Origin of the sequence: Croceibacterium salegens (assembly GCF_009827435.1) — a bacterium.
In the GTDB taxonomy this organism is placed as follows: Bacteria; Pseudomonadota; Alphaproteobacteria; order Sphingomonadales; family Sphingomonadaceae; genus Croceibacterium_B; species Croceibacterium_B salegens.
This window is the reverse complement of sequence record NZ_WTYM01000057.1, coordinates 42,697-56,768: the sequence shown is the minus strand read 5'-3', so window position 1 is coordinate 56,768 and position 14,072 is coordinate 42,697. Positions and strand designations below refer to the sequence as shown.

13 protein-coding genes are annotated in these 14,072 nt (G+C 62.0%); 4 read left to right on the top strand and 9 right to left on the bottom strand.

All coding sequences use genetic code 11. The features are described 5' to 3' along the window. Positions 1–37: 37 nt before the first annotated feature. The 4 genes from GRI89_RS14480 (at position 38) to GRI89_RS14465 (ending at position 3,585) form a co-directional block, all read left to right on the top strand. Positions 38–655, top strand: coding sequence for a ribonuclease D (locus tag GRI89_RS14480; protein WP_159797183.1), 618 nt, complete (start codon positions 38–40; stop codon positions 653–655). Between the two features lie 24 nt (positions 656–679). Continuing rightward, complete coding sequence (locus tag GRI89_RS14475; protein WP_159797180.1) at positions 680–1,327, top strand: LPS export ABC transporter periplasmic protein LptC; 648 nt, start codon at positions 680–682, stop codon at positions 1,325–1,327. A gap of 41 nt (positions 1,328–1,368) precedes the next feature. Further along, positions 1,369–1,911 carry an LptA/OstA family protein gene (locus tag GRI89_RS14470; RefSeq protein ID WP_159797177.1) on the top strand — a complete coding sequence of 181 codons (543 nt, stop codon included), beginning with the start codon at positions 1,369–1,371 and terminating at the stop codon, positions 1,909–1,911. A 180-nt stretch (positions 1,912–2,091) separates the two neighbouring features. Next, the gene (locus GRI89_RS14465) at positions 2,092–3,585 is read left to right on the top strand and encodes a glycoside hydrolase (RefSeq protein WP_159797174.1); all 1,494 of its coding nucleotides are present in this window, start codon (positions 2,092–2,094) and stop codon (positions 3,583–3,585) included. Between the two features lie 7 nt (positions 3,586–3,592). Here the strand turns inward: GRI89_RS14465 and GRI89_RS14460 are convergent, their stop codons facing one another. The 9 genes from GRI89_RS14460 to GRI89_RS14420 are packed head-to-tail and all read right to left on the bottom strand — an operon-like array spanning position 3,593 to position 14,071. Beyond that, complete coding sequence (locus GRI89_RS14460) at positions 3,593–5,053, bottom strand: oligosaccharide flippase family protein (RefSeq protein ID WP_159797169.1); 1,461 nt, start codon at positions 5,051–5,053, stop codon at positions 3,593–3,595. Positions 5,054–5,065: 12 nt separating this feature from the next. Then, entirely contained in the window at positions 5,066–6,670 is a 1,605-nt protein-coding gene (locus GRI89_RS14455; RefSeq protein WP_159797166.1) for a GMC oxidoreductase, read from the bottom strand. A 30-nt stretch (positions 6,671–6,700) separates the two neighbouring features. Continuing rightward, positions 6,701–7,417 carry a methyltransferase domain-containing protein gene (locus tag GRI89_RS14450; RefSeq protein ID WP_159797163.1) on the bottom strand — a complete coding sequence of 239 codons (717 nt, stop codon included), beginning with the start codon at positions 7,415–7,417 and terminating at the stop codon, positions 6,701–6,703. 17 nt (positions 7,418–7,434) lie between these two features. Next, positions 7,435–8,721, bottom strand: coding sequence for a glycosyltransferase family 4 protein (locus tag GRI89_RS14445; protein WP_159797160.1), 1,287 nt, complete (start codon positions 8,719–8,721; stop codon positions 7,435–7,437). Further along, on the bottom strand, positions 8,714–10,111 hold the full coding sequence (locus tag GRI89_RS14440; RefSeq protein ID WP_235913412.1) for a Rieske 2Fe-2S domain-containing protein: 1,398 nt from the start codon (positions 10,109–10,111) through the stop codon (positions 8,714–8,716). The genes GRI89_RS14445 and GRI89_RS14440 overlap by 8 nt, the downstream gene beginning before the upstream one ends. Then, positions 10,095–11,597, bottom strand: coding sequence for a glycosyltransferase family 39 protein (locus tag GRI89_RS14435; protein WP_159797154.1), 1,503 nt, complete (start codon positions 11,595–11,597; stop codon positions 10,095–10,097). The genes GRI89_RS14440 and GRI89_RS14435 overlap by 17 nt, the downstream gene beginning before the upstream one ends. Further along, a complete protein-coding gene (locus GRI89_RS14430) occupies positions 11,575–12,579 on the bottom strand; it encodes a polysaccharide pyruvyl transferase family protein (protein ID WP_159797151.1) in 1,005 nt (334 codons plus the stop codon). The genes GRI89_RS14435 and GRI89_RS14430 overlap by 23 nt, the downstream gene beginning before the upstream one ends. Further along, positions 12,576–13,316, bottom strand: coding sequence for a methyltransferase domain-containing protein (locus GRI89_RS14425; RefSeq protein ID WP_159797147.1), 741 nt, complete (start codon positions 13,314–13,316; stop codon positions 12,576–12,578). The genes GRI89_RS14430 and GRI89_RS14425 overlap by 4 nt, the downstream gene beginning before the upstream one ends. Then, complete coding sequence (locus GRI89_RS14420) at positions 13,313–14,071, bottom strand: polysaccharide deacetylase family protein (protein ID WP_159797144.1); 759 nt, start codon at positions 14,069–14,071, stop codon at positions 13,313–13,315. Before GRI89_RS14420 ends, GRI89_RS14425 begins: the two co-directional genes overlap by 4 nt. Position 14,072: the final 1 nt, after the last annotated feature.

The following is a 14,072-nucleotide window of genomic DNA, read 5'->3' as shown; positions in this document are numbered from 1 at the left end:
TTTCCCTCTTTCCCCAATCCGCCTAAGGCTTTCGCTTATGGCCGTATATTTCCACGAAGAAGACCTGCCCGAAGGCGTGCTCGCCGCAGGTCCCGTCGCCGTCGATACCGAAACCATGGGCCTCGTCACAACGCGTGACCGGCTTTGCGTGCTGCAGATCAGCGACGGCAAGGGCGACGAGCATCTCGTACGCTTCGGCGTGGGCAGCGCCTACGATGCGCCGAACCTCAAGGCGGTGCTGGCCGATCCGGCCCGGCTCAAGCTTTACCACTTCGCGCGCTTCGACCTTGCCGCCATCGAGTACTATCTCGGCGTGGTCGCGGCGCCGGTGTTCTGCACCAAGATCGCCAGCAAGCTGGTCCGCACCTACACCGACCGGCACGGCCTCAAGAACCTGATCGAGGAACTGCTCGGCGAGAGCATCTCCAAGCAGCAGCAGTCGAGCGACTGGGGCGCAGCGGAGTTGAGCGAGGCGCAGCGCGAATATGCCGCGTCCGATGTCCGCCACCTGCACCGCCTGCGCGAAGCCCTTGTCCCCCGGCTTGAGCGCGAGGGACGGATGGCACTGGCCCAGGCCTGCTTCGACTTCCTGCCCGCCCGCGCGCGGCTCGATGTCGCCGGCTGGGCCGACAAAGACATCTTCAGCCACGAATAGGCACCCGTTGCCGGCTAACGAGCGATGACAGTCGAAGCAGACCTGATGAGAGATCGCCGCCGCGCCATTGCGGCGCCCGGCGGTTCGCTCGACCGTATCGTGCGCTGGCTCGCGGTCGGCCTGCCGGCGGCCGTCGGGGTGGTCACAGCCCTGATGATCATCACGCCGCTCGGGCCGCGGGGCGAGGTCAGCTTCTTGCTCGACCGCAACAAGGTCGCGCTCGCCGACGACCGGCTGCGCGTCGATAACGCGATCTATCGCGGCGAGGACAAGGATGGACGCCCATTTTCACTCTCGGCAGGCGAAGCCGTCCAGAAGGGCATGAGCGAGCCGATCGTCCGGATGCACGACCTGACCGCGCGCATACTGCTGCCGCAAGGACCGGCCGTCCTTTCCGCCAGTGCGGGACGTTACGACTTCGACGCGGAGACCGTCGCCATCGACAGCGAACTCAGCTTCAGGGCCGCCGACGGCTACACCATGACCGCGCGGGGCGTGGCCATCGACCTCAACAGCAAGACGCTGGTCGGCAGCGACGGAGTCGAGGGAACGGTGCCCGCCGGCACGTTTTCCGCCAATGCCCTGCAAGCCAACCTGGCAGACAGGACCGTGGCCCTGGTCGGCAACGCGCGCTTGCGGATGATTCCCAATCGCCTGAAGATGCCGCAATGACGGCTTCACGCGCCCCGCAACTGGCCCTAGGAGCAGTTCCCATGGACCGTCGCCCGATCTCCCGTCTTGTCCTGCGCGGTCTCGCCGGTGGGCTGCTCGCGGGCACCGTCGCCGCGCTGGCGTTCGGCAACATTGCCGGAGCGCAGGCGATCGCCGGGTTCAATTCCGACCAGCCGGTCAACTATGCGGCCGATCGAATCGAACTTCAGGACAAGCAGAACCGTGTCGTCCTGTCGGGAAGCGTCGTGATCGACCAGGGCGACCTGCGGATGACTGCCGCGCGGACGACCGTGGCCTACACAAATGAAGGCGCGCTCAAGATCCAGCGGATCGATGCGACTGGCGGCGTAACCGTCACCCGTGGCAACGAACGGGCGAGTGGTTCGGCCGGCGTCTACGACTTCAACCGCCGTGTCATCGTGCTGTCCGGCGGGGTAGCGCTGCGTCGGGGTGGCGATACGCTCAACGGCGGCAGGCTGACGATCGACCTCAACAGCGGACTGTCGAGCGTCGACGGCAGGGCCACCAATTCACAGGGCAATAGGAGGGTTAGCGGATCTTTCTCGGTGCCGTCTGAAAACTAGCGAGTTCGATGACGAACCTGAACTTGCCAACGGGTGCGGGTCAATTCGAGTTGCGAAAACCAGCAAGTTACGATGTGATGGAACCAAATCGATTTCTCCAACCGGGCTAGCCCCCCCAATGAGCCTGCAACATTTCTGAATGCGAAGGATGATTGGACCGCCTCTCATTGGTGTTTGTCAATGAAACTGAAGCGCCTTTATAACATCACGATGGTCTGTAGGCTTTTGGCTAAGTTTGTAGCTTTGCTGCTTTTGACTGGATGCCAAAGTACAAATCCAGCGTCAATTTATGTAGACACCAAGGTAGAGCATCAAAACATTGTCGCGTGGGGGGCAGTGTCTCGTCTTTGGGAATTTGATAAAAGCGCGAATAAATTTAACGGAAGTTGGCTGAAGAACCGCGACGCCATACTGGAAAAGTTGATCGTCGAGGGCGGCATTACCCAGCTTCGCCTCGAAATTCGTAGCGGGGCCGAAAACCCAATCGATTACTGGCCTGCATTCCACGCCGGAAAGCTATCATATGAAGAATTCAAAGATCACTTTTACGAAAAGATCAATGACAACGACGATCCGCTCCATGTCAATCAAACGGGATTTCAGTTTTCTGAGCTGGACTACCGAATAGAAAATTTAGTTCTTCCTGCGATGATGATCGCCAAGCGGCACGGCATCAGATTGGCACTGAACCTAAACTACGTCGATTTTCGTTGGACAAGGAAGCAAGGCACGCTCTCCCATGCCAACAATCCCGATGAATACGCGGAGCTCATTGCCACCGCCTTCGCACATATGAAGGAGAAGTACGGTCTAGTACCAGATGAGCTTGAGGTTATTCTTGAGCCTGACAACACTGCTGACTGGAGAGGCCCTCAGATTGGGCGTGCGATGGTGGCAACGGCGAAGCGCTTTCGCTCCGACCGCGTCGTGTTGCCGTCGATGATCGCGCCCTCGACCGCCCGTGCGTCATTAGCTCTACGGTATTTGGACGGAATAGCTACAGTGCCAGGTGCTCTTCCTTTGGTGCAGACAATATCATATCACCGCTACGACCAGCAGCTGAGCGAGAACACGATCCGTAAAATCGGTGAGCGTGGCCGCTCGCTAGGCAAGCAGACCGCAATGCTTGAGCATGTCGAGGGAACGGCTGACGAGTTGATTGAGGATCTAACCGAAGGAAATGTCTCAAGTTGGTTGCTCTGGGCCATCGCGTGGAACGGAGCGAAGGATGGTTACCCTGTGATTGTCGATGAAAAGGTCGTTGGATCGCCGCAAGTCCGGCTCTCGACGGTCGGAAGGCAGCTTGCATTAGTTTTTCGAAGCGTGCGCCCAGGAGACCAGAGGATTGGCGCTAATGCCAGCAACCCAAATTTGCGGAGCGCTGCCTTTCGTAGAGCAAATGGCACGTTGGCGTTGGTGGTCAGCGCATCGCACAACGTAGGTCAAGGTCTCTTTGGACGGATTTTGAAGAAATTGGGCCCCAAAAGACACTTTCGTTTGACAATTACTGGAATGGGAAATCGGCAATATCTCGTCCGCTCAGTTGATGCCGAAGGACGGGAAGGCAGTTGCATTGCGGGGGCGAATGACCTGATAGGGATTTCCACCGGCACGGTGATGATTGTTATCCCGTTGCCGGTGGGAACTATGGCCCCAGCGTGCAATGAAGGCTGAACGGACATTAGTTTTCATGCAATCTATTGCGCGCGCCTGCGAGTTGCTTGACGTCAGCGAGGAGCTGCCGATCGATGACGGGCGCCAGACACAGCGCCAGCCCAAGCAGCCCGGCTCGGATTGCAAATCTATCGCCGATAGCCTGCGAGATTCCGATAACGACGCCCGCCATCAAGACCGGCCGGATCAGGATCAGCGGCGAGGGCGGCGCGCAGTCATGTCTGGCCGCCAGTACATGTGAGACGGCCCAGACCGCGATGAATCCGGTGACGGAGGCAATGGCGTAGCCGGTAAGGCCGAAAAGAGGTGGCAGCAGTACCAGCGCGATGAAGGTCACCACCACGCCGCTTACCTGCGATGCGAGCACGCTCGATTGCTGACCGGCTGCCGCGAGGCTCCAGCGCGCATGGCCGGAAACCAGCGCCAGCGGCAGCATCCAGGCCATGACCCCGAGCAGCGGCGCGGCGGGCAGCAGCTTTTCGCCCAGCGCGGCATGGACCAGCGGCTTGTCGAGCACGGTCAGCGCAGTGGCACCGCCCAGTCCGCCCCAGCCCACGACCCGGGCCGAACGCTTCAACAGGGCCGCCAGCGCGTCCCCTCCCTTCGCGCGTGCCTGCGCGACCGAGGGATACATGTTGAAATGGTAGAGATTGCTGAACTGGATCAGCGAGACCACGATCCGCGAGGCGCCTGCGAACCACGCAAGCGACACCGCCCCCATCTGCGAGCCGATAACGAATAGCGGGAGATACTGGTTGAGCGCCCAGACGAGATTGGTCGAGCCGATCACCAGGCCTTCGCGCACGAGCCCACCAAAGCCCGCCATCGACCCGCTGACCCGCAACGGCGTGACATGGCGGTGCTGCATATAGACCGAATAGAGCGTGACCGCGGCCACGCTGATAACTTCCGCATAGGCCACCCGCAGGATGTCCGGCCGGCCGAGCAGCAGCACCCAAACGGCGATCGCGAACACCGCCATCCGCACCACATCACCCCAGGCGGCGAGGCTCATCCGCTCGCTAGCCTGGAACAGCCATTGCTGGCGGAATGGTGCAGCGATCACGCTTGCGGCGAACAGCCAGATCAGCGCGGCCGGCGCCTGCGTATCAAGCGCCTGTGTGGCCATCAGCGCCATCACGGGCAGCCCGACCGCGACGATCAGCAATCGCGCAATCGGGATCTGGTAAGCCAGCAGCGGCAGCTCGTCAGGTTGGTGCGCCGCCCGGCGCGTGCCGAGGACACCGAGCCCGCCATCGGCCAGCGTGGCGAAGAAGATCGACAGACCGACCACATATTCGACCGCCCCATAATCGCTCGGCTCCAGCCGACGCGCGATCCAGGCGAAGGCCAGGAAGCCCAGCACGCGGCTGACCAGCTGGCCGGCCGTTAGTAGGCCGAAATCCTGGAAAAAACGCATATCCTGATCGACCTTGCGGCGCAGACGTCTGATCAGTGGTAGCGCCACTGTGCAGCGTCCTCAGTTGCCGGTGCGCTTGAGCATGTCGGCCAAGCGAATACTCAGCGCGAGGAGCGTCGCGGTCGGGTTGACGAAGCTCGAGGTCGGAAACAACGAACTGCCCGCAATGTAGAGATTGTCCACCTCGTGACAGCGGCAATCGCCCCGCACGACGCCGTCCGCCGGATCGGCGGACATGCGAGTTGTACCCATATGATGATGGCCGCCGACCATGTCGCTGCCGAAGGTCAGATCGTCGGATTCCAGCCAGGGCTCGAACGCGATCTCGCCTAGGCCCAGCCGGCGCAGTTCCGCGTCCACCGCATGGGCGAGCGTACGCATCGTGTGCTTGTCCCGCTCGGTGAGCGCCCAGTGCAGATGTGCGCGGGGCTGGCCATGCGCGTCTAGCTCGGTTCCCAGCGTGACCCGGCTTTCGGGATTGGGATCCTGTTCCGTCCGCAATTCGAGATAGACGGAATCGACATCGAAGCGCTTCGGCTTGCCCAGCGCATGGCGGATGACATTGCCCACGATCGAGAACGGATTGCGCAGGATGATGCCGAGCCGCTCGGTCAGATATTTGTTCTTCTGATACCAGCTCAGATTATGCGGCAAGCGGCGATGGGCAAGGTTGCGAAGCAATTCGCGTAGCGCCTGGGTCGGGTCCTTTGACAGGACCACCGCCGCACGGGCGATCGCATTGAGGCTTTGCGTCGCGCGCTGCTGTTCGGGCGACAAAGCGACACCCACCTCGACCAGGCGACCGGCGATCAGGCCCGGCGAGAAGATATCGATCAGCTTCTGGTTGTTGGACGAGGTAATCGTACCCGCCGAAACGGTGGGATGCTCCATGAAGAAGCGGCCGACAGTATCGCTGCCATTGGCCAGGCCGCGCCCGTCGCGGCCCTTGGACAGCAGTAGCATCCGGGCATTTTCGATCCCGCCGGAAGCAAGGATGTAAGTCTTGGCCCGCAGCGTGCAGCGCCCGCCGCTCAGCGCGGCGACTTTCAGATGATCGACATGGGCGCCCTCGCCACCCGTGTCGATCTCCAGTACCTGCGCGCCGAGCAGCACTTCGACATTCGGTGCCTGGCGCAACTCGTCCCCGAAACGGGCGTTGAACAGCAGGTTCCGGCCGAACTGGAACGCATGATATTCGAGCTGCGCCTCGTCGAAGGCAACCGGCTTGGTCGCGACAAATTCCCACACCCCCTTGTCGAAGGCGAAAGGCGTCTTGACCGCGACCATCTGGAATACGCGGTCATAGAAGGGTGTGATCTCGTCGAGCGGGATCGGCCAGCCCTTGGTTTTATCGATCCATGGCCGCTCCGAAAAATCATGCGGCTTGAACGGCGCGGTGCGCGCACCCCAGCGGAAGGTCGACCCGCCCAGCATACGGTAACGCGATTCATGGAGCGCGAAATAGGGCGCGCCGGATGCGCTGCCCTTGGTAAAATCCTGATATTGCTCGTCGAAATCGGCATCTCCGGCTTCAAGCACGATCACCCGTTCGCTGCGGCCCGCAAATTCGCGCGCAATGGCGATGCCGGCCGCGCCAGCACCGATCACCACGATGTCGCAGGCAAGCTTCGTGCCGTCCGGCCGGTCGGATAGATTGCTGATCATGATCCCGTCGTGACTGGCTGGCGTTGTGGCTTACTTGATCGCCAGGAAGCCCTCGAAGCAAACATATTTCGCGATCGTCGTCACGTCCTTGAACCCGGCGCGTTCGAACAGGTCGAGATTGCCCTGGGTCGAGAACGGCTCCAGCACGCCCTTGAGGCTGCGGGTCTTGGTGACGATTTCCTCGCAATTGAAGCCGTTGGCCAGCTTGAACTCGTTATAAAGGCTGACGGCGATGTCCTGGAACCGTGCATCGGGTGCGCGGACCTTCTCGAACATGATCAGCGCCCCGCCCCAGTGCAGCGCGTCATACAGCTTGTTGAACAACTCCTGCCGGTCGCGGGGCGGGATGAACTGCATCGTGTAATAGGAAAGGATGAGGTCCGACTTCTCGAAATGATAAGTCCGGGCATCGTCATCCAGGATCTCGATATTCGGAACGTCGGCCGTGTGCTTGCGCGCCTTGGCCGTCATTGCCTCCTCGACATCCATTCCGATGAAATTGGTGCCCGTGCGATGCTGGTTGCGCAGGGCCACCTTCTTGAGCAATTCCCCGGTCGAAACGCCGATCTCGTACACCGTGCTGTTATTGGCGACGAAATAGTCGCTCAGCTGGCAGATGAGGTCGTGGCCCTCGGCATAGAGCGGCACGGAATGGCGGATGTGATCCACGAAATGATCGGGCACATTGCCGCCGAAATTCCAGGCCGCATTGGCCGTTTCTATGTTCTGTCCAACTTTGGTTACCATGACTTCCCCCTTTTCCCCTACGCTGCGAGGGGCAGCGCGGCCAGCCGATCGACCAGATCCTGGCGGCGCTTCTTGATTGCGGTTTGCCTGATGAGTTCGAAATAATCGTGAATTGCGGTGGCTTCGCTCCACCGGGTGGCGACCGCCTGGCGGCCATTGGCGCCCAGCTTCGCCCGCATTTGCTGGTCGGACGCGATGGTCCGGAGCGCATCGCCGAGCGAAACGGCATCTTCGAACAGCAGCCCGGCTTCGCTTTCCTGCACGATCTGCGGATAGGGGCCAAGATCGCGCGCCACGATTGGCGTGCCTTCCCGGAAGGCCTCCAACGCGACCATCGGAAAAACCTCGTAGCAAATGGAGGGTGTAATCAGCGCCAGGCTGTTGCGGTAAAGCTCCGGCAGTGCGCCCGGATCGACCTTGCCGAGGAAGCGAACGTGAGGCTTACCCTCCGCGAGCGCCCGAAGCTCGGGCTCGAAAGGGCCGGAGCCGGCGATCAGGAGGTCCGCGGGAGCATCCTCGCCGAACCGTGGGATCACATCCTGCATGCCCTTGATCACTTCCAGGCGACCGACCATCAGGAAATAGGGCCGCGGATGGGCGGGCGCGGGCACGCTCGCCGCCGCTTCCTCGTCCGGCATGAAGGATGCCATCAGCGTCATCTCCGGCTTGAAGCCGAAACTCTTGTGATTGGCCGCAACCGACTCGCTGAGGGCGATGAACGTGTCGACATGGCTTGCCGCACGATCCAGCAGCCCGGTGGCGCGCCACAATTGCGGCGGACGGCGATGCGCGATCGAGCAGCGGACGCATTCGCGGCCGTCGCACAGCTCGCGTCCGTGGCGCCACAGCACGTGATTGGGGCATACGAGCCAATGCTCATGCGCGGTGTAGAACTTGATCGCGTCACCCAGCTCCAGCGCGCCCGGCCCGCCGATTAGCGACACGTTGTGATAATGGATCACGTCGAAATCGTTGGAAAGCGCCGCTTCCAGCCGGCGCCGCCGGCCGGCAGGCGTGCCCAGTTGCTGGTTCAGCAGCGTTGCCATGAACGGCTTGTCGCTGGAGAGGTTGCGGATCTTGATGCCCGGCTCGTCGGGCGCGGTTTCAGGCGAGGTCTTCTGTCCGCTCAGCACTCGCCAGCCATCATCCGAATAGATCACCTCGACCTCGCAGCCATGGCGCGCAAGCGCCCGCGCGAAGCTCTGGACGTACCGCCCGTCCCCACCGAAATTATGCGGCGGGTAGAAGGTCGTGACCAGCGCCACCCGCAGCGGCCGATCGGCAAGGCGAGCCCGTTCAGCCATCCGCCAGCGCTGCTTCCTCCACCGGTGCTGCGCCGCGCTTGCCCGGGAGAACGATTTGCCCGTCGCGTTCGATCACTTCCAGCTTGCGCAGATGCAACGCGGCGCAGGTCGACTTACCGTCGCTGAGCGAGAAGGCGATGCCGTGGCCGGGGCAGAAGGCTTCCTGTCCGTCGACATGGCCGTCCGCCAGATCGATCCCGCGATGGGGGCAGAGGCGGTTGAAGGCCCGGATGCAATTCTCGTCCTTGACCAGCAGCAGCTTGCGCTTGCCCAGATCGACCGCGACCTGCCCGGCCTGGTCGAGTTCGGCCGCGCTGCACAGCACGGTGTCGCCGCTTTCGGCATTCTCGACCGTCACGCGCGGCAGCGTACCGGGCGGCACCGCTTCCTGCGCGATCGAGGGATCGCCCTGATACTCATTGGCCGGGAACACCGACACATGGGTGTAGCGGCGCTTGGCGAGATCGGTCGACGCATACCAGTGTTCGGCATTGAACGGCGCATCGTCGTTGAAACGCGGCACTTTCGGATTGATTCGGACAGTCAGCGCGACGCGGGTCTCATCCGAGATGTTGACCTGCGTGCCGTGCAGCATTTCCGGATTGAACAGCAGCAGCTGGCCCGGCTTTAGATCGACCTTGGTCGGTTTTGGGATCTTGGTGCCTTCGGCCAAATACATGCTGCGCGGATCGTAATCGACGCGGTGGCCGAAGAGCTCTGGATACAGGATCACCGTATTATCGGTGTTCACCCCATCGATCGATAGCCAGACATTGAAGCCGTCGAAGCTGTGGCCGTACCACGTATCGATATGCGCGCCATGGGCGCGCGCCAGGGTCGGCAATTCGCCGTGATAGGATTTGGGATCATATGCGATCTTGTGCTCGGCGATCTTGCCGCGCTTGCGGATGCGGCGCGAAACCTGGTTGGCCAGAATCTTGGGATTGCGCAGCGCCGCAATGCCGAGCCGGATGCGCTCTTCCCAGTCATAGGGCGGCTCTTCCGGAACCTCGCTTTCGCGCGCGACCAGGAACGGATAGTGGATTCGCAGCACGATCAGCATGTCGACATAGAACGGATCTTCGAGACCGATCGTCTCGCGGCCGACCTGCTGCGCCCAGAAATAGAGATCGTCGCGCATCTGCGTGCGGACCATCGCTTCCAGCTTGGCGACCTTGTGCGGCGGGAAATGCTTGTGGAGCGAACGCAGGCCTTCAGCGGCCACCGCGGCTCGCGCGGCCTTGCTTTCCAGCTTTTCGACTGCATCGAGGAAAGTACTGGTCAACTTTTCAAGCAGCGCGTCGCGCCCGGCATACTCATCGAGTATGTCGACCTTGCCGTTATAGACGATGGCACGCCAATCGATCTTCTGTTCAGCCACAACCGTCATCCGTCCTGTTGCCGCAAACTGCTTGTGCAGCGTCGGCCTGTCTGGCCCCCTTGCCCCGTAAACGGAACATCCGGACTTCACCTCCGCCCAGCGTTCCATCGAATTCAATTACTGCCTTGGCGCGTTGCTCAATGACAGCGAGGAGTTGTTCCTGTCCCGTTTCGACATGGTTGTCGAACGCAGTGATAACAAAGATATTCGGGGTCTCTGCGAGCAGCCGTTGCAGATCTGCGTCACTTTCGATCACCGCCACCTCGGGCGCAAAATAGCTCTTTAGCGGCTCGGCGGCGAGACTGATTGCGGCGAGCCGATCGCCCGGCCGCCGCTCTGCCTCGAACCGGGCGACCGCGCCGGCGAAATCCTGCTTGGGGTGAAGATAGTTCTTCGGCAGCAACACCAGCGAGACCACCACCATCGCGAGTGCGGCGGCTGCGAATAGCGGTGCCCCCGCCCGCTCCCCGAACCAGCGCTTCAGCCAATTGGTGAAGACGCTGCAGCCCAGGGCGGCGAACACGAAGATGATGTTGATATCCACGAAGAAATAGCGCGGCCAGATACGGAAGGACAAGACCATCAGCATGACGAGCGCGATCGGGATCGACAGGACATAGATCGCCGTCAGCACCGGGGCGCCGCGCCACAAGCGAATGGCGCCGAGCACGATCACCAACAGCGCGCCCGCGATCAGCAACGGCGCGATCGGGCCGAGCGGCCCGAAGCTCGCGCCGATTTCGCCCAGCATGCGCAACGGATTGGTCCATTCGGCCATGGTCGAACTGGTCTTGCCGTCCGACACCTGGTTCATCGCCGGGATCACCTGCGGGATCACCGGCGCATAGAGCAGCACGGTAAGCACCGCGCCCATCACCCCGCCATAGGCCAGCTGCATCCCCGCCTGCCGGCGGAGCAGCAGGTAGATCCCCACCACGCCGTGCGACGCGATGAAGAACCCCGCAGAAAGATGCGTGTACATCGCGAGCGCGAGTGCGACGGCGTAGCAGATACACAAGCCCCAGCTAGGGCGGGCCACGGCGCGCACGAAGATCAGCGTCGCCAGGCTGGTGAAGAACAACAGCTCCGTATAGCCGCGCGCATTTTGCGAGAACCAGATGTGGTGATAGGAAATCGCGGCGAGGCCCATGGCGACGAGCGTGGGCCCGCGCCCGGCGGCCTGGCGCACCATCGGCCAGATCAGCGCGATGCTGCCCACGCCGAACAGCACCGCGGGCAGCCGCATCGCAAATGCGCTTTCGCCCAGCAGGCCGACTGCCAGTTTCGCTTCCACACTGTAGGCCATGTGATTGTTAAGCGAAGAAAAGTCGCTCAGCAGATTCGGCCAGGGGAGCCGCACGAAATTTGTGAGGGTTAGCACCTCGTCATACCAAAGCGGCGCATCGAGCCGATAGAGGCGGAGTGCCAGTGCCAAGAGCAGTATCGCGGCGATCGCGAACGTGTCCCAGCGGTCAGTCTCCTGCGGCCGGTCCATGGATCGTCCTTGCAAGTGCCGCTTTCCAAGCAGCGATATCTCCCAGCGGCGGCCTTACCGCGATTTCCAGCGGCCCGGCAATCATTGCCTCAAGCCTTTCAAAATTGGTCCGCGCAACGATGGGGAGCGCAAAATCGCGACCCATTTCCTGCGCGCGGTTGTCAATTGCCACGATTATTGCACGTCGCCCCTTCTGCATCGCACGAATCCCGCCGTGCAGTCGGTTCCCAACATAATCGAGATCGCGCGCGCTAGTCAGCAGTTCGTCATAGGCCGCCAGACTTGGCTCGATGATCTCGATGCCTTGGGCCAGTTCGCGTAGATATGCGCCGTCCTCAGCGGTCTGGATCCACGCATAGACAGTGCCGTAGCGGGCTTTCAGAATTTCCAGCATCCGCCGATCAGCCGCCGGATCTTTGATGTAGGTGTTGACCGTAGTCACCACCTCGGCAGCCTTGCAGGTCGGTAGCGGTGGGCGTGCCGGATTGGCGAGATCCCACAAAGTCGGGCAGCCGGTGTTGACGACATTGACGATCCCGATTCCTGCCAGCATCGCCTTTGCATGGCTGTCGCGCACCGAATGGAGCGCCGTCGGGTGCAGCACCCGCCGCAGCAGCCAGCGCGAGTATGGATCGGGCTTGTTCTGGAACTGGTACCAACCGATGCCCATGAGCACTGTGTTCATGCTCAGGAATGCGTCGCGCAGGCCAAGCTTCCAGACAGAGCGAAACCACATGCGAGAGCTGATTAGGTTCGAACCGCCGGCAATCGCAACGTCGGCATTGCGGATCAGCGCGCGCCCCTTCGGCCCGAGCCGGTCATGGCTCGCTACCGAGGTGACGAAGGTGCCAGCCAGCACATCCCGCAAGCCTGCCCGTACCGCTTCCATGATGATCTGGTCACCCAGATTGGTCGAAGCCACTGCCGTATCGAGCAGCGTTACGCGGCGAGCCGCAGCCAAAGCTGGGTCGCAAGCGTTCATCGCGGTATCACCCTCGCTGCGATGATCACCTCGAAATCCTCATCAACATAATCAAGCTCGAAAGGCTCCAGTTCGTCGCTCGCTAGGCCTTGCAGAAACGCACAGGCAGAAAGGACATTGCCGTAGTTGACCACATCCGCATCAGCGCCGGGAAAGAATTCCTTCACCTGTGCTTCCAGCCCCTGCGCCGTATGCCGCCAATATTCGCCCCAGTCATCGCGGCCGAGGCGGCGACCAACCTTGGCGATGCCGGCCGTAGTGATGAGCACGCTTCCGCCCGGCTTCGTGATCCGGTTCAGGGTGCGTAACGTCGCGCCCATATCGTAGATCATTTGCAGAGTCTGGGTGAAGATGATGCAGTCGAAGCTGTCGTCGGGGATATGCGGCGCGTCGCCAAGATCGGCGATGATCGTCGCCGCCGGATTTCCGGCGACGACATGCAGGACGTCGGACTGCGTCACCCGGTCTCCGCCGAATTTCTGCGTATAACAGGGATCGCCGAGTTCGAGCACGCGTCCGGCAATCCGCGCGCTGTTCGCGGCAAGGAATGCCTCGATGTAATAGCGGTCGATCGCCTGGCCGCGATCCAAGCCAAAGCTCTTGCTAATCGGCGACACGCAACGCAGGTCGCCGAAGCTCACGCTGCCACGGCGCGGCCAGTGCAGGTCGTATTTGCGACGGAAGGCGCCGATGCGCGCGCGCGTTGCGGGCGAGAGCAGATACCTCAGGCTACTCATGCAGCAAGCTTCCGCGCTGCGCCGCGCACGGCGCGCAGGGCCCGCCGCACCGTGAAATAACCGCGATCCCCTGCGAGGAAGCCGCGCCAGGTGGCTTCGCTGCGGAAATAGTGCATGTCGAGCCGCGGAATATCGTGCCTCGCTTCCTCCCGACGGCTGACATCAAACCGCGTGCCAAAGGCGATCGGATAATGTCGGGCGATCAGAGCCACCGTCTCCGCATCCACCGCCCCATAGGGCGCAGCGAAGGCCTCGGCGGGACGGCCTGTCGCAGCACTCAGTTCGGCGGCGCTATCAGCGATCTCACACTCACGCTCTTGCTGCGGGAGCTTCGGCAGATAGGCGTGGGTGCGACTGTGCGAACCGAACTCGAAGCCTTCGGCTTGGAGCGCGCGGATCGCGTCCCAGTCCAACAGCTTGCGCGCGGGACTGTTCGCTCCGGCCCAGGCCTCGGGCGATCCCACCAGCGCGGTCGGCACGAACACGGTCGCGGCGAAGCCATGTCGCCGCATGATCGGCGCGGCCGCCTCGGCGAAATCACAAAAGGCATCATCGAAGGTGATCAGTAAGCGCCGTTCGCCGTTCCCCTGTCCAGCATGCCACGCCGCATATTCGGCCATCGTGCAGCTCGTAAAGCCCGCATCGGCAAGTGCCTGCATCTGCATCGCGAATGTGCCAGGCGGAATGCTCGTCGGCCCCGCCGCCTCCGAGATCGAATGAAAGGTCAGCACCGGAAGGCGCTCGGCGTCAACCATC